This window comes from Blautia sp. OF09-25XD (genome assembly GCF_003482095.1).
GTDB lineage: Bacteria > Bacillota > Clostridia > Lachnospirales > Lachnospiraceae > Fusicatenibacter > Fusicatenibacter saccharivorans.
On the sequence record NZ_QUMG01000002.1, the window covers coordinates 147,035 to 163,021 of the forward strand.

General features: G+C 49.0%; 11 protein-coding genes and 1 pseudogene. 10 read left to right on the top strand and 2 right to left on the bottom strand.

The annotated features are described in order from the left end of the window. Window positions 1-29: 29 nt before the first annotated feature. Window positions 30-1,445, bottom strand: a complete 1,416-nt coding sequence (gene nhaC, locus DXA93_RS02670; protein ID WP_119207694.1) for a Na+/H+ antiporter NhaC — start codon at window positions 1,443-1,445, stop codon at window positions 30-32. A gap of 226 nt (window positions 1,446-1,671) precedes the next feature. Here nhaC and DXA93_RS02675 point away from each other — a divergent pair, with 226 nt between their 5' ends. From DXA93_RS02675 to DXA93_RS02715, 9 genes and pseudogenes are all read left to right on the top strand, one after another. Further along, on the top strand, window positions 1,672-2,838 hold the full coding sequence (locus tag DXA93_RS02675) for a CobW family GTP-binding protein (RefSeq protein ID WP_119207695.1): 1,167 nt from the start codon (window positions 1,672-1,674) through the stop codon (window positions 2,836-2,838). Window positions 2,839-3,036: 198 nt separating this feature from the next. Then, window positions 3,037-3,996, top strand: a complete 960-nt coding sequence (locus DXA93_RS02680) for a TIGR03943 family putative permease subunit (RefSeq protein ID WP_118742080.1) — start codon at window positions 3,037-3,039, stop codon at window positions 3,994-3,996. 220 nt (window positions 3,997-4,216) lie between these two features. Then, a complete protein-coding gene (gene pth / locus DXA93_RS02685; protein WP_119207696.1) occupies window positions 4,217-4,801 on the top strand; it encodes an aminoacyl-tRNA hydrolase in 585 nt (194 codons plus the stop codon). A 5-nt stretch (window positions 4,802-4,806) separates the two neighbouring features. After that, window positions 4,807-8,330 (top strand): annotated as a pseudogene (mfd, locus tag DXA93_RS02690) (transcription-repair coupling factor). A 187-nt stretch (window positions 8,331-8,517) separates the two neighbouring features. Further along, complete coding sequence (locus DXA93_RS02695) at window positions 8,518-9,927, top strand: SurA N-terminal domain-containing protein (protein WP_119188889.1); 1,410 nt, start codon at window positions 8,518-8,520, stop codon at window positions 9,925-9,927. A gap of 247 nt (window positions 9,928-10,174) precedes the next feature. Next, window positions 10,175-10,462, top strand: coding sequence for a hypothetical protein (locus tag DXA93_RS02700; RefSeq protein ID WP_117801644.1), 288 nt, complete (start codon window positions 10,175-10,177; stop codon window positions 10,460-10,462). 214 nt (window positions 10,463-10,676) lie between these two features. Beyond that, window positions 10,677-11,561 carry a homocysteine S-methyltransferase family protein gene (locus tag DXA93_RS02705; RefSeq protein ID WP_055220913.1) on the top strand — a complete coding sequence of 295 codons (885 nt, stop codon included), beginning with the start codon at window positions 10,677-10,679 and terminating at the stop codon, window positions 11,559-11,561. Between the two features lie 311 nt (window positions 11,562-11,872). Further along, a complete protein-coding gene (locus DXA93_RS02710; RefSeq protein ID WP_119207697.1) occupies window positions 11,873-12,400 on the top strand; it encodes an HAD family hydrolase in 528 nt (175 codons plus the stop codon). Next, entirely contained in the window at window positions 12,391-12,582 is a 192-nt protein-coding gene (locus tag DXA93_RS02715) for a hypothetical protein (protein ID WP_119207698.1), read from the top strand. The genes DXA93_RS02710 and DXA93_RS02715 overlap by 10 nt, the downstream gene beginning before the upstream one ends. Window positions 12,583-12,751: 169 nt before the next feature. Here DXA93_RS02715 and DXA93_RS02720 read toward each other — a convergent pair whose 3' ends face one another. Further along, window positions 12,752-14,113, bottom strand: coding sequence for an MATE family efflux transporter (locus DXA93_RS02720; protein ID WP_119207699.1), 1,362 nt, complete (start codon window positions 14,111-14,113; stop codon window positions 12,752-12,754). A 299-nt stretch (window positions 14,114-14,412) separates the two neighbouring features. Between DXA93_RS02720 and DXA93_RS02725 the strand changes: the two genes are divergently transcribed. Beyond that, window positions 14,413-15,987: a carboxylesterase/lipase family protein gene (locus DXA93_RS02725; RefSeq protein WP_118750473.1), complete on the top strand. Its 1,575-nt coding sequence runs from the start codon at window positions 14,413-14,415 to the stop codon at window positions 15,985-15,987.

Below are 15,987 nucleotides of genomic sequence, written 5' to 3' on the forward strand. Positions count from 1 at the left end.
GATTTCCTGTTACGATTTCTGCTTTTGCCTTATTTCTCTTCTTTTGATTCATTGTTTTTGGTTTCCGGAAGATGCTTAATGGAAATTCCGGTAAATCCATAGAAAATACTGAAAACCGGGGTCAGGTAAAGCAGGAATAAGTACGGGAAAAATGCCGACCATGCAACACCAAGTGTGCCGGCCATGTATACGCCGTAGCCATGCCATGGAATCATAGGACCAGCCATAGTTCCGGAGTCTTCGAGGCAGCGGGAAAGAATTTCCGGTGCAACCTTGCGCTCTTGAAAGACAGGTGCCATCAGACGGCCGGTCAGAACGTGTGCCATCGGCTGGGAGCAGCTGATGAGGCTGGTCACGTAACCGACAATCATCGTTGCCAGGATCATACTTCCATCGCTGTTGATTCTCTTTACAATCGCCTGAAGAATGTGATCCAGTACACCGAGTTTTTCCAGCATGCCGCCCATGCCGACAGCAAAGCAGATAATGGCTACGTACTGGAGCATGCTTCCCATGCCGCCGCGGTTTAAGATGGATTGTAATACCGGTTCTTCGATTGCGGTTGTGTAACCGTTGTAAGCTGTGCGGATGATGTCCTGCAGAGTATCGTGCTGCACAAAATAGGAAACAAATCCGGCAGCGAAGCTGGAAAGACCAAGTGCAGAGATCGCATTTACTTTGCAGAGGAGCAATACAATAATCAGGATGGCAGGGATCATGGTAATCCATCCGAGCTGGAATTCACCGTTTAAAGCATCGATGTAAACGGTAATGCTTCCCTCGGTATAGCTTCCGCTGGTCTGCTGGAAACCGAGAATAGTAAAAAGAATTAAGGTAATCACATACGTTGGAAGGGTGGTCCAGAGCATCGAGCGGATATGATCGCCAAGTTTTGCATCTGCAACGGCCGGAGCAAGGTTTGTGGTATCGGAAAGAGGACTTAATTTGTCACCGAACATGGCACCGCAGATGACAGCACCGGCTACCATGCCAGGATGGATACCCATGGCGTTTCCGATCGCCATCATGGCAACACCTGCGCTTCCGACGGAACCATAGGAAGTACCGGTTACAATACTCAAAATGGAGCAGAACAGCAGCGTCAGAGGCAGCAGCCAGGACGGGTTAATCATTTTTAAGCCCCAGGAAATGATGGTGGCAATGGTGCCACTCTGCAGCCAGGTGCCGATCATGACACCGATGGCCATCAGAAGGCAGAGCGTCGGGACGACCATACGGATGGCATCGTATGCGCCGGCAACAATGTTGGCGTAAGAAATACCGAAAATCTTACAAAACAGATAGATAAAAATCCAGCTTGCAAACAGGCCGATCATAGGACCGCCGGTTTTCAGGCGGATACAGACTGCGACGGATACGATGATCAGCAGCAGCAAAAGCAGTGACTGTGGCAGATTGAGTTTTTTTTCTTTCGTTCCACTCATAAAAAAATCCCCCATTCATAGGTAAAATGATTTGCCCATTCAACGCGTTAAAGTAGAAAAGACATGTAATATATTATAATGGTGAAATGCAGAAAAAGCAAGGGAAATTCTCTTGATTTTTTGTTCTATGGTTGCTATAATAAGCGTGAGTGTGGGGCGGAGGATAAACTTCGGCCCTTTTGCAGCTAACTATAAACGGAATCAACAAGATAAAGAGGTTAAATCAATGACAAGAATAGACATTATTTCAGGTTTCCTGGGCGCAGGAAAAACAACCCTGATCAAAAAACTCCTCGGAGACGCACTGAAAGGCCAGCAGGTTGTCCTGATCGAGAACGAATTCGGTGAAATCGGAATCGACGGAGGCTTCTTAAAAGATGCCGGTATCGAAATCCGTGAAATGAACTCCGGCTGCATCTGCTGCTCTCTTGTGGGAGACTTCGGCGCAGCATTAAAAGACGTTATCACCAAATATCACCCGGACCGCATCATCATCGAGCCGTCCGGCGTAGGTAAACTCTCCGACGTCATCAAAGCGGTAGACGGCGTAGAAAAAGAAGCAGGCGTAGCCCTGAATTCCGCAACAACCGTAGTCGACGTTATGAAATGCAAAATGTATCTCAGAAACTTCGGCGAATTCTTCGAGAATCAGGTAAAGAGCGCAGGAACCATCATCCTGAGCCGTACCGATAAAGCCGATACGGAAAAAGTAGAGGCAGCTGTAAAAATGCTCCGCGAACTGAATCCGGAAGCACACATTATTACCACACCGGTTGAAGTACTGGGTGGTAAGAAAGTACTCGATACGATGGAAGGTGCCATCATCAACCTTGCGCAGGTAGAAGAGGAAGAGCATCATCACCATCATCATGACCACGACGAGTGCTGCTGCGGCCATGACCACGATGAGGAGCATGAGCACCATCATCACGATCATGATGACGAGTGCTGCTGCGGTCACGATCACGAGGAGCACGAGCACCATCATCACGACCATGATGACGAATGCTGCTGCGGTCACGATCACGAGGAACACGAGCATCACCATCATGACCATGATGACGAATGCTGCTGCGGTCACGATCACGACCATGAGCATCACCATCATCACCACGCAGACGAAGTTTTCACAAGCTGGGGTCAGGAGACTGTGAAGACCTTCACCAAAGAGCAGATCGAAGGCATCTTAAAGAAACTTTCCGAGGATACCGCTTATGGTATGGTTCTTCGGGCCAAAGGTATGGTAGCAGGCGCCGATGGACAGTGGATCTATTTCGATATGGTTCCGGAAGAGTACGAAGTACGTGACGGAGCACCGGAATTCACCGGAAGAATCTGTGTCATCGGTTCCAAATTAGCAGAAGATAAGCTGGCAGAGCTGTTCGGACTGTAAAAATACAAAGTAGCTGCGAAAATTACGGTCCGCAGGGTACCTGTGAACTGTAGTGAAGCTGCCGCATCAGAAACAAAATCCGATGTGGCAGCTTTTTTCTTGATTTAGAGACAAAGCAAAAGGCACGCCCGGAATCTCAGCCGCAAAAGCAAGTGCAGAAAGATTCCGGGAGTACGTCAAAGACAACGGAGGTACAAAATGTACGAAGAAGACGAAGTAGAAATTCCGATTTATCTCATAACAGGATTTCTGGAGAGTGGAAAAACCTCTTTTATCAATTTTACCGTAGCACAGGAATATTTCCAGATTGACGGGCCGACCCTTTTGATCACAACCGAAGAGGGTGAGGTAGAGTATGACGAAAAAGAACTGCTCAAACACAATACAGTACTGGAAATCGTAGAAGGACCGGAGCAGTTTACCTTAGATTACCTGAAAAAACTGAACCGTAAATATCGCCCGGAGCGTATTATTCTGGAATACAATCCGCTCTGGAGTGTAAAAAAACTGGAAGAAATGGAGCTGCCGCGCGGCTGGGGCATTGTACAGGAGATTGTGACGGTCGATGCAAGCTGCTTCCAGATTTATATGCAGAATATGAAATCTGTTTTCATGGAGATGGCAAAAAATGCGGATATGGTTATGTTCAACCGCTGTCGTCCGGAAGATCCGCTTCCGGCATTCCGCCGCAGCATCAAAGTAGTCAATCAGGCATGCGACGTTCTGTTTGAGAACGAAGAAGGCGAAATTGACAACATTTTTGAGGATCAGATGCCGTTTGATACCGATGCCGATGTGATCGAGATCGACGATGCCGATTACGGAATCTGGTATGTCGATATGGGCGACAACCCGGAGCGTTACGAGGGCAAGACTGTTCATTTCCGCGGTATGGTATTAAAGAGCAAGGATGTCGGAGCCGATTTCTTTGTTCCGGGTCGTATGGCAATGACCTGCTGTGCAGATGATACTTCTTTTATCGGCTATGTCTGCAAATGCGCAAGCGCCAAATCTCTCGTAATGGGTTCCTGGGTTGACGTGACTGCAACGGTAAAATGGGGCTATATGAAGGTTTACGATGGCGAAGGCCCGGTTCTGTATGCAAAAGAAATCAAACCGGCCAAAAAGCCGGAGAGCGAGCTGGTATACTTTAACTAAACATTGCCGAAGCATTTCAGCGAATAAAAGAGCAGGAAAAAGGCTGCTCTTTTGTTCGTGTTCTTTCTTTATGACAGATGGAAAAACAATATATCATTTTTCGGTGCGGCGAAGCAGCTATTCGGTTATGCGCAAGTAGCGAAGTGGATGGAGAATATCCGTTTTGACCGTGACGTGAACAAAAACTGCGCCGGAAAATGGTCTGATGACAGGAGAATTTATGTATATTATAGTAGGTCTGGGAAATCCAACGCGCCAGTACGAAGGGACGAAGCACAATGTCGGATTTGATACCATCGATTATCTGATCGATGAATATCAGATCTCTTCCTCCGGTACAGGCCACAAGGCTCTGTTCGGAAAAGGCATGATCGCAGGTCAGAAGGTTATCGTTGCAAAGCCGATGACATATATGAACCTGAGCGGTGAGTCCGTGCGGGAGCTGGTAAACTATTACAAGGCAGATCCGGAGAGCGAGCTGATCGTGGTGTATGACGACATCAGCCTGGCACCGGGACAGATCCGCATCCGTAAAAAAGGAAGCGCGGGCGGCCACAACGGCATCAAAAACATCATCGCCAATCTCGGTACCGACCGTTTTATGCGTGTGAAGGTCGGCGTCGGTGAGAAACCGAAAAACTGGGATCTGGCGGACTACGTGTTAAGTCCGTTTACGAAAGACGAACGTCCCCTTGTAAATCTGGCGATCGAGCATGCGGCAAAAGCAATTGAGCAGATGCTGAACGGGGATGTGGACGCAGCTATGAATGAGTATAACCGCAAATCTGCAAACCCGGCAGAGTAAGGAAAATGAAAGCGTTATTAGAACCGATCAAAGAAATTGCCCGTTTTGACGAGCTGTTCCGTGATCTGAAAAAAGGAACCGCAGGTGTGACGGTGATCTCGGGCTGTCTGGAAAGCCAGAAAGCCCACATGATCGCAGGCCTCTCCGAGGATGCCCCGGTGCGGCTTCTGATCGCGGAAAATGAATTAAAAGCAAAAGAATTATATGAGGATTACCGGCTGTACGATGCGGAGACGCTGTATTATCCGGCGAAGGACCTGATTTTCTATCAGGCAGACATTCACGGAAATCTGCTGATCCGGCAGCGGCTTCAGGTGATCCAGGCACTTCTTGAGCGGAAGGAAGTTACCATCATCACCAGTGTAGGGGGATGTATGGACTTTCTTCTGCCTCTTGGCGTGTTCGAAAAACATTGCATCCATCTGCGCAATGACAGCGAACTCGATCTGGATAAAATAAGAAAAGAGCTGGTGCGGCTCGGCTATGAGAGTACCTTTCAGGTGGAGTCGACCGGTCAGTTTTCCGTCCGCGGCGGCATTCTCGATATTTATCCGCTGACGGAACAGAACCCGATCCGGATTGAGCTCTGGGGCGATGAGATAGATTCCATCCGAAGCTTCGATGCGGAGAGCCAGCGGTCGATTGAAAACCTCGAGGAGATCACAATCTATCCGGCATCGGAGCTGATTTTAACAGAGGATACGATTGCGCGCGGCGTAAAAGCTATAAAAAAAGAGGCGAAAGCGCAAAGCACAAAATTCCGCGACAAAATGATGACAGAGGAAGCGGCAAGGATCCGCCGTGCAGCAGAGGAAATCTGCGACCGGATCGGAGAAGGCGAAATTCTGCAGGGAGCGGAGCAGTATCTTCATTATTTTTATCCGGAGACCGTCTCGTTTCTTGAGTATCTGCCGGAGAACAGCCGCATTTTCCTAGATGAGCCGAACCGCATCATCGAGTGTGCCGATGCGCTGGAAGCAGAATTTCAGGAGAGCGTGAGCCACCGTCTCGAAAAGGGATACCTCCTGCCGGGACAGGCGAAGCTGATGTGCAGTACGGCGGAGCTTGTGGCAAAACTGAACCGCTGCGGCTGTGTTGCCGTGTCGCTGATGGAGCCGCAGAAGGGCGAGTGGAATATCCGTGACGAGTTCAGTGTGACGGTGAAATCGGTTAATTCGTATAACAATCAGTTCCCGCTTCTGGTAAAAGATCTGAAATCCTGGAAAAAAGCGGGTTACCGTATTGTACTGGCGAGTCCGTCGCGGACGAGGGCGCAGCATCTGGCGGAGGACCTGCAGAATGAGGAGATTCCGGCCTTCTACAGCGAGAATGAGAAGCGTGTTCTGAAACCGGGCGAGGTCATGCTGATCCACGGCGCGGCCCGCAGAGGCTTTGAATATCCGATGCAGAAATTTGTGCTGATTACAGAGACGGATATTTTTGGAAAAGAGAAGAAGAAAAACCGGAAGAAATCGGAGTATTCCGGTCAGAAAATCCAGAATTTTGCGGATCTTTCGATCGGTGACTATGTCGTGCACGAGAGCCACGGTCTTGGTATTTACCGCGGCATCGAGAAAATTGAGATGGACCGCGTAACGCGTGATTATATGAAAATCGAGTATGCGGGCGGATCGAACCTCTATGTGCTGGCCACCCAGCTCGATACGCTGCAGAAGTATGCGTCCGGCGAAGCTGCAAAGGTGCCGAAGCTGAATAAAATCGGCGGTCAGGAATGGAATAAGACGAAAACACGGGTTCGCCATGCGGTAAAAAATATCGCACAGGATCTCGTGAAGCTGTATGCCGAGCGGCAGGCGTCATCCGGCTATCAGTTCGGAAAGGATACGATCTGGCAGAAGGAATTTGAGGAACTGTTTCCGTTTGAGGAGACGGACGATCAGCTTGCGGCGATCGAGGCGACAAAGGCGGACATGGAGAGCAAAAAGATCATGGACCGCCTGATCTGCGGCGATGTCGGATACGGCAAAACCGAGGTTGCAATCCGTGCAGCGTTCAAGGCAGTACAGGAGAGCAAACAGGTCGTCTACCTCGTTCCGACCACTATTCTGGCACAGCAGCATTACAATACGTTCGTTGAGCGCATGAAGGACTTTCCGGTGCGCGTTGATCTTCTGTGCCGGTTCCGCACGCCGGCAGAGCAGAAAAAAACGCTGGAGGATCTGAAAAAAGGACTCGTGGATATTGTCATTGGAACACACCGCGTTCTTTCAAAGGATGTGAAGTTCAAAGATCTTGGCCTTCTGATTGTCGATGAGGAGCAGCGGTTCGGCGTGACGCATAAAGAAAAAATCAAACAGCTGCAAAAAAATGTGGATGTTCTGACACTGACGGCGACACCGATTCCGCGTACCATGCATATGAGCCTGATTGGCATCCGGGATATGAGTGTGCTCGAGGAAGCACCGCAGGATCGCCAGCCGATCCAGACCTTTGTCTGTGAATACAATGAAGAAATGGTCCGCGAGGCGATTAACCGTGAACTTGCGCGGGGCGGGCAGGTTTACTATGTCTATAACCGTGTCCAGTCGATTGCGGATATGGCGAACACGATCCAGAAGCTCGTGCCGGATGCAAATGTGGGCTTTGCGCACGGGCAGATGAAGGAGCGCGAGCTCGAGAAGATCATGTACGGATTTATCAACGGAGAGATTGATGTGCTCGTGTCAACAACGATCATTGAGACAGGACTCGATATTTCGAATGTCAATACCATGATTATCCATGATTCCGACCAGATGGGACTGTCACAGCTCTATCAGCTCCGCGCCGCGTCGGACGGTCGAATCGGACTTCCTACGCATTTCTGATGTACCGCAGAAACAAGATGTTGAAGGAAGTGGCGGAGAAGCGTCTCCATGCGATCCGTGAATTTACGGAGATGGGAAGCGGCTTTAAAATTGCGATGCGTGACCTTGAGATCCGAGGCGCCGGAAATCTGCTGGGCGCAGAGCAGTCGGGCCATATGGAATCGGTTGGATACGATCTCTATTGTAAAATGCTCGCAGAGGCTGTCCAGGAGGCGAAGGGCATCGCACCGGCAGAAGCGTTCGAGACAACGATTGATCTGAATGTCAGTGCCTATATTCCGGACAGCTACATCAGCAACGAGTCTCTGAAGCTTGACACCTATAAGCGAATTGCGGCGATTGAAAATAAGGAAGAGTATGAGGACATGACGGAGGAGCTGACCGACCGCTTCGGGGAACCGCCGAAAAATGTACAGAATCTTCTGGCTGTTGCAGAACTGAAAGCGCTGGCGCACTGTGCGTATGTGACGGAGCTGAAACAGATGGGCGATTCGGTACGAGTCACCTTACAGCAGCATGCAAAAATCGATGTGGCGCGGATTCCGGAGCTGCTGCAGAAATACCGAGACGAACTGAAATTCCAGATGGAGTCGCTGGCGTTTGTCTACACGCCGCGGCGGAGAAATTCAAAGGAAAAGATCGATCTGCTGGAGAAGAGCCATGCACTGGTGGAAGATCTGCTGCAGATCACACAGGAGTGAAATACTCGCATAACCACAAAATCGTGTGAAAAAGGCGTGAACAGGGAAGAAAAAAGTTGCCCTGTATCAACAAAAAGGGTATAATAGGAAAAGCGTTTATAAAAATCGATGCAGGACCGGAAATTCGAACGTGTAAAAAGAAAAACTCTTTTTGAGCATACATTTCGCCCTGCATGAGGAGGAAGTAATGAAAAATTTAAAAGCAAAAGCAGTCTGCGTTATGCTGAGTGCTTCGATGGCAGCGATGGGACTGACTGGCTGCGGTTCCGACAATGTGGACGGAACAAAAACGGCAGTTACTGTAAATGACGAGTCGATTACACTCGGACAGGCAAATTTCATGCTGAGATATCAGCAGGCAACCATGTACAATTATTATTCCAAGATGTACTCGATGTACGGAATGCAGATGCCGTCTGAGATGTACGACAAGGAAGGCGACGATGGAAAGACTACCGGGGAAACGTTCAAGGAGCAGTCTCTTGATACGATCGAAAAAGAGCTTCTGATGCGGCAGCACGCAGAGGAATACGGAATTTCCCTGACAGACGAGGAAAAACAGCAGGCGAAAGAGGCTGCACAGGCATTCGCAGATAAGAACGGTGACGATGTGATGAAAAAGCTGCACGCAACCGTTGAGGACATCCAGGATGCACTGGAGCTGTATGTTATTCAAACCAAAATTTATGATCCGATCATCGCAGATGTAGATACCGAGGTATCCGATGAAGAGGCAAAGCAGACCTCCATCAGCTACATCACGGTATCCACAGCAGGAACCGAGAAGGATGACGATGGAAAAACGATTGATTTGACGGACGAGGAAAAAGCGGCAAAGAAAGAAATCGCACAGAGATTCCTGGATCTCTTAAAAGAGTCTGAGGATCCTGCAGCCGCATCGTTTACCGATCTGCGCAAGGAGCTGAACGATCAGTTAAATGCGGAGAATACCGCAGATTCCACCGATTCTGCCGACAGCTCCGATGAGAGCAGCTCTTCTTCCGATGCTTCCGACACAAGCGCATCCGACGCTTCAAGCGCGAGCACATCGAGCAGTTCCGCCAGCGATTCCTCCTCTGAGGTTTCTTATCTGACCTCTTCCGAGACATCCTTTGGAACCGGATCGGAGAAAGACGATGACGATACCTGTTCTCTTGGAGATAAAGTAGCGGAAGAAGCAGCAAAGCTGAAGGATGGCGAGTATTATGACGGTGTCATCGAAGGCGACGATGCATATTATGTGATCCGTGTAGATAAAGCATTCGACGAGGACAAAACCGAGTCCAGAAGACAGACTATCATTTCCAACCGCAAATCGGATAAGTACAACGATACATTGGATGGATGGGTAAAGGAGAGCGATATCAAGGTCGCATCCAACTGGAAAAAACTTGAAGTAACGGACGCAGATCTGTATACGATGACAGTTGACAGCGCTTCTACAGATTCCACAGATGGAACCACAACCGACAGCACAACAACGGACAGTACCGCAACGGACAGTACAACGTCTGACAGCACGACATCAGGCAGTACCGAAACGACATCGACAAGCAGCACAGGCACTGATTCGACGTCTTCAAGCACTGCAGAATAAAAGCATACGATACAGGACAAACGGCAGCCGGATCCGGGAGAGGGGTCCGGCTGCTGTTTGTGTCTGAAAATATTTTTGAACAAAAAAAAGAAAATAATAGGGAATTTGTAGAGTAAATTGACAATAGTAAGAAGTTCATTTAAAATGAAATTACAACCAGAGTGTATCTCGCAAATTGCGGAAATAATTTTTCAGACACGCTCTAATGTTCAGGCGAAAACGATGTACCAGGAAAGAAGGTGGAGAAATGAAGAAGGCAGTAATTTCCGTACTTGTCGGTACAGCAGTACTGGCTTTCGTTGCGTGTGGAAAAAATGCTGCAACGGAAAACAGTTCCGATTCGGGTGTTTCAACGGTATCGGCATCCTCGCAGGTGGAAAATGGACAGAAAGCAACCCGTGTGAACCAGGGAACAAATTTGTCTCCTGGGTCACCGAAAAATACCACATCCGGTGGAGGGAACAGCTCGGGCAGGACACATCATTCGGAGACGCATCATTCGGAGACACATCATTCAGACGCGCATCATGATTGAGAATGTCGGGGTTTGCTGAACATTCGTGAACAGAAACAGACGAAGGGGTATCCAAAACGGATACCTCTTTTCTACTTGTCGGGAAAACAATACAATGCTATACTGAACATGAATTTGACGCGAAAAGCGCGGCAGGTTCAGAAAAAACAGCCGGGATTTGTCAGTATACGCGGACATGTGCTGCAGGGAACTCGGGCAGAATGGAGAAAAGAAAATGACAAGAGAAGAATTTGAACAGCTTGCCGGAGCAGGTGTCATTTTATTGGATGGCGCAACCGGATCAAATCTGACAAAAGCGGGAATGCCAAAAGGAGTCAGTACAGAACTTTGGGTTCTGGAGCATCCTGATATTCTGGCAAATTTACAGAAGGCTTACGTGGAGGCGGGAAGCCAGATTGTCTATGCGCCGACCTTTGGTGCAAACAGACTGAAATTAGCGGATTATGGAAGAGAAAACGAGGTGGAGGAGCTGAATGCACGCCTGGTGGATATCTCGAAAAAAGCGCTTGCCGGAACAGGTGCGCTGATTGCGGGAGATTTTTCTACGCCGGGAAAAATGCTGCAGCCAAAAGGCGATCTCTCTTATGAAGAGCTGCTGGAATCCTACACAGAGCAGGTAACAGCGGTAGCAAATGCAGGCGTTGATCTTCTGGTAGCGGAGACGATGCTGAGCGTAGACGAAACGTGTGTCTTTATGGATGCTGCACTTTCTGTCTGCGATCTGCCGATTATGTGTTCTCTGACGCTGGAAGCAGACGGTTCTGCCCTGTTCGGCGGAAACGCTGTGGAAGCAGTTGAGACACTGCAGGAAATGGGAGCATCCGCCGTAGGACTGAACTGCTCGGTCGGACCGGATCAGCTTGAGGCAGTCGTAAATTCCATGAAAAAAGTGGCAAGAGTACCGGTTATCGTAAAGCCGAATGCCGGCCTGCCGAAAATCACGCCGACCGGTGAGGCAATCTACAGCATGGATGCGCCGACGTTTGCAAAATATATGAACATTCTGGTAGACGCGGGTGCAGGCATTGTCGGCGGCTGCTGCGGAACGACACCGGAGTATATTCGTCTGGTAAAAGAAATGCTGGATGCGAGAAAGTAAATCAAAGGTTACAATTCGCAGAAAACTGTGAGATGTAATGAATTCCCCTGTTGCGGACAAAATCTGTACAGGGGAATTTTTTTGCGTTACCAGAAACTTCGTTGAATTTTCCGATAAAGTAAAAAGCCCTCCGGGCAGGATTCTTTCTTACAGAGAGCAAGACAAAACAGGTTTCAACGATCTGGTCTGATGGACAGCCCGGGTAGAGAAAAAAGATAGGAAGTCTGGAAAAAAGACATGGAATTGTGGAGAAAAGTCTGGTAGAATACGTGTCGTGTGGAAAATCTTCCGTACAGAAAGGATGATGAAGGATGTATCAGAATTATATCTTTGATTTATATGGAACCCTGGTAGATATACATACGAATGAAAAGAAAGCGTATCTCTGGAAAAAAATGAGCCTGTTCTTTGGGATGAAAGGCGCCGCCTATGAGCCGAAAGAACTCCGGATGGCGTATGAGACAAAAATCAAAGAGCAGGAGGCTGCACTTAGAATGGAATGCCGCGGCAGCCATGTACCGGAAATCGACATTGCCGATGTGTTCCGGCAGCTGTTTGAGGATCAAGCTGTTTCGGTAACGGAAGAAGAAATTGCGGATTTGGCGAAAATGTTCCGTGTGATTTCAATAGAAGAACTGAAACTGTTCCCGGGCGTGCCGGAAATGCTACAGCGTTTAAAAGACGCAGGAAAGAAGATTTTTCTGCTGTCCAATGCACAGGCGCTTTTCACCGCGCCGGAAATTTCCCTGCTCGGTCTGACAAGATACTTTGACGGAATCCTGCTCTCATCGGATGCCGGTGTGAAAAAGCGGATCCGGCGTTTTATGAGATGCTGCTGAAGCAGTATCACCTCGATCCGGCAGAATGCCTGATGACAGGAAATGACGACATCGCTGACTGCCACGGTGCAGCCTCTGCCGGAATCGCAAGCCGTTACGTGGCGACACGCCAGTCACCGAAAATAAACGGCCCGCTGCCGGAAAACTGCGAGAAGATCGCGGCGATTGCAGAGTTGTTCTGATTAAAGAGCATTCAGCAGCACTCCTGAAAAAATAATGCGAAAAAATGGGCTGTCGCACTACGTGAAAACATTACAAAATATAGAATTATTTAGCAGACGAAAATCTATATTTTGTGATAATTTTTCTTAGTGCAACAGCCCCTTTTGCTTATGTCAGGAAAGGAATCCTTCAATTTTTCTGCATCCCTTTATTCCACCGGAATTTCCGATAGCAGGCATAAATCAGAACACTGCATACCAGCCATCCCGCCGGATAACCAAGTGCAATCGGAATGATGGAATCAAATATATGAGACATCACAAACAGGTAAATCTGGCGGAACACGACGAAGCTTCCGAGCATTACGATCATTGGTGTTCTGGTGTCTCCTGCGCCACGCAGGACGTTGGAATAAACCTGGTTGACGCAGCAGAGAATGTAGAACGGGGAGAGCAGATACAGGAACAGGGTTCCGTAACGAATCACAGCTGTCTCCTGGTTAAACAGATAGACCATTTGCGGGGCGAAAATCAGCAGAGGAATCATCATCACAATGGTTACAAGCTCAGCAAGCAGGAATGCGGTTGTAGCACCCTTCTTTGCACGGTCAATGTAGCTGGCACCGACGTTCTGTCCGGTGAAGGTGGTCGAAGCAAGACCAACACTCATCATCGGCAGCATCATAAACTGGTCGATTTTCATGCAGGCACTCCAGCCTGCCATAACATCCGAGCCGAATACATTGATATAGGACTGCACGAAAACGTTGGAAACGGAAGTCACCATCTGCTGGATCGCTGCCGGCAGTCCGACGCAGACGATGCGGTACAGCAAAGACCAGTCCATGCAGAGCTTTTTCCAACAGATGCGGTATGGGCCGTCTGTTGTGGTCAGCACATACAGCGTCAGAACCGCCGAAAGGCACTGTGCAATAACGGTTGCAAGCGCCACACCCTCGATTCCCATGCCGAAGGAAACGACAAACAAAAGATCGAGCACGGTATTGACAACAGCGGAAAAAATCAGGAAATACAGCGGATGGCGGGAATCGCCGACAGCGCGGAGAACGCCGGAGCCCATGTTGTAGAACATCAGACCGGCAACACCGCCAAAGTAAATTTTAAGATACGTTGCCGACTCACGGATGACATCGTCCGGTGTGCTCATCATGCGAAGCATGTACGGCGTGATGAGAATGCCGAGAATGGTAAAGACAATGGAGAGAATAAACGTCATCACCAGTGTCGTGCTGACGGTGCGGCTGACCTTTTCATCCGCCTTTGCGCCATAATACTGAGAGATAATGACACCGGCACCGGTGGAAAGTCCCATGAAAAAGCCGATCAGAGAATTGATGATCGGACCGACGGAGCCGACGGCGGCGAGTGCTTCCTTGCCGACAAAGTTGCCGACAACGATGCTGTCAACGGTGTTGTAAAGCTGCTGGAAGAGATTTCCGGCCATCAGCGGAAGCGAGAAGAGAAGAAGCTGTTTCCAGATAGAGCCCTGGGTCATATCGCGGGCTTTGCTCTTTTGTACTGTTTTCGTCATAGTAGTCCCCTTTTTTACGTTGATTTTACCTTCTTTTTTATTGTAGCACTTTGAAGTTGTGATGGAAATATCCATTTTTGACGTGATTTTCGGACTTTGTTGATATAAACAGCCGAAAATAAAAGTGAAAAGAATTGTTTCTGAAAAAATTGTCTGGTATAATAAGGAGCAGATGCGTAAATGCAAAAACAACAGATGCTTCAAAGACCGGTGCAAAAACGGAAAGATCAGGGGGATTTTGCGGTGGCTTTTTGGAAACTGCGCGTCACAGAACAGGATAGAAAGAAGGTAGCTGAAATATGGGAGATTATTTTGTATGCAGTAAAACAGATCCGGTAGTAGAGACAAAGGCGGGAAAGGTACGTGGCTTCCGCCTGAATACGACATACGCGTTTCATGGAATCCATTACGCCGAGGCGGACCGTTTCCAGATGCCGCAGCCGGTGAAACCATGGAAAGGAATCAAAAATGCGCTGGCGTACGGCTATGTATGTCCGCTTTTAAAGCAGGATGAGCCGAACATGGAGGTGCTGGTACCGCATCGTTACTGGCCGCAGGACGAGCATTGCCAGAACCTGAATGTCTGGACACAGAGTCTTGATCCGGGTGCGAAAAAGCCGGTCATGGTATGGCTCCACGGCGGCGGCTTCAGCGCCGGCTCTGCGATTGAGCATGTGGCATATGAGGGGGATCACTTAAGCGAGTTCGGTGATGTCGTTGTTGTTTCCGTGAACCATCGGCTGAATATCCTCGGTTATCTCGATCTCTCGCCGTTTGGCGAAAAATACAAAAATTCTGCGAATGCAGGAAACGCAGATATGGTAGCTGCATTGCAGTGGGTACATGACAATATCGCGGCATTCGGCGGAGACCCGGAGAATGTTACGATTTTCGGTCAGTCCGGCGGCGGTATGAAGGTGGCAACGCTGATGAATACGCCGGCAGCAGACGGCCTGTTCCAGAAGGGTATCATCGAGAGCGGTGTTTATGAGGCAAAGGTTTATCAGAAAGAGGACGGAGACGGCACCGCGATTGTGAAGGCTCTGTTAAAAGAACTGAATCTGGACGAATCCGAGGTGGAGAAGCTTGAGACGATCCCGTATTATGAGCTGTCAAATGCGTACAATAAAGTTGAGGCAGAGGTTGCTGCGAAAGGCTGCTATATCGGACAGGGACCGATGGAGAATGGCTGGTTCCGCGGAAATCCGATCAAGTGCGGATTTACGGATCACGCTAAAACGATTCCTGTGCTGGCAGGAACCAACATCGGTGAGTTTGATTTTGGACCGGTTGTGCCGGGAAAACATGAGATGAACCGTGAGGAACAGATTGCGTTCCTGACGAGAAAATATGGCGATGCAACGCCGGAGCTGATTTCTCTTTTTGAAAAAGCATATCCGGACAAAACAATTGCCGATCTGTGGTCTGTGGATACGTTCTTCCGTCCGGACACGATCGAATTCATTCGTCAGAAATCGGAGTTTACAGAAGCGCCGACTTATTCCTATCAGTTTACCTATGAATTCCCGATCGATGGCGGAAAAGCCGCATGGCATTGTGCCGAGATTCCGTTCGTATTCCATAACATCGACCGCATCGCCGTATGCAATGTCCCGGGCGAAACAGACCGTCTGCAGGAGCGTATGGCCACCGCCTGGATCAACTTTGCCCGCTACGGAAGTCCGGAAACCCCATCCCTCCCGAACTGGCCGGCATGCACCCCAGGGGATGAAGCAACCATGATTTTCGACAGAACCTGTGAAATCCGCCGCAACTTCGATCACGAGCTGGTGAAAAAATTGGTGGAAACCGAGTATAACCCGATGACACCGGTTGTGGAAGACGAGGAAGAGGACGCGTTCTTTATTCATTAA

Bases quoted from the DNA above. Each gene is read 5' to 3' on its own strand.
- DXA93_RS02715 (WP_119207698.1), top strand. From the start codon at position 12,391: ATGCTGCTGAAGCAGTATCACCTCGATCCGGCAGAATGCCTGATGACA.
- DXA93_RS02675 (WP_119207695.1), top strand. From the start codon at position 1,672: ATGACAAGAATAGACATTATTTCAGGTTTCCTGGGCGCAGGAAAAACA.
- DXA93_RS02710 (WP_119207697.1), top strand. From the start codon at position 11,873: ATGTATCAGAATTATATCTTTGATTTATATGGAACCCTGGTAGATATA.
- DXA93_RS02700 (WP_117801644.1), top strand. From the start codon at position 10,175: ATGAAGAAGGCAGTAATTTCCGTACTTGTCGGTACAGCAGTACTGGCT.
- nhaC (WP_119207694.1), bottom strand. From the start codon at position 1,445: ATGAGTGGAACGAAAGAAAAAAAACTCAATCTGCCACAGTCACTGCTT.
- DXA93_RS02695 (WP_119188889.1), top strand. From the start codon at position 8,518: ATGAAAAATTTAAAAGCAAAAGCAGTCTGCGTTATGCTGAGTGCTTCG.
- DXA93_RS02725 (WP_118750473.1), top strand. From the start codon at position 14,413: ATGGGAGATTATTTTGTATGCAGTAAAACAGATCCGGTAGTAGAGACA.
- pth (WP_119207696.1), top strand. From the start codon at position 4,217: ATGTATATTATAGTAGGTCTGGGAAATCCAACGCGCCAGTACGAAGGG.
- DXA93_RS02680 (WP_118742080.1), top strand. From the start codon at position 3,037: ATGTACGAAGAAGACGAAGTAGAAATTCCGATTTATCTCATAACAGGA.
- DXA93_RS02705 (WP_055220913.1), top strand. From the start codon at position 10,677: ATGACAAGAGAAGAATTTGAACAGCTTGCCGGAGCAGGTGTCATTTTA.
- DXA93_RS02720 (WP_119207699.1), bottom strand. From the start codon at position 14,113: ATGACGAAAACAGTACAAAAGAGCAAAGCCCGCGATATGACCCAGGGC.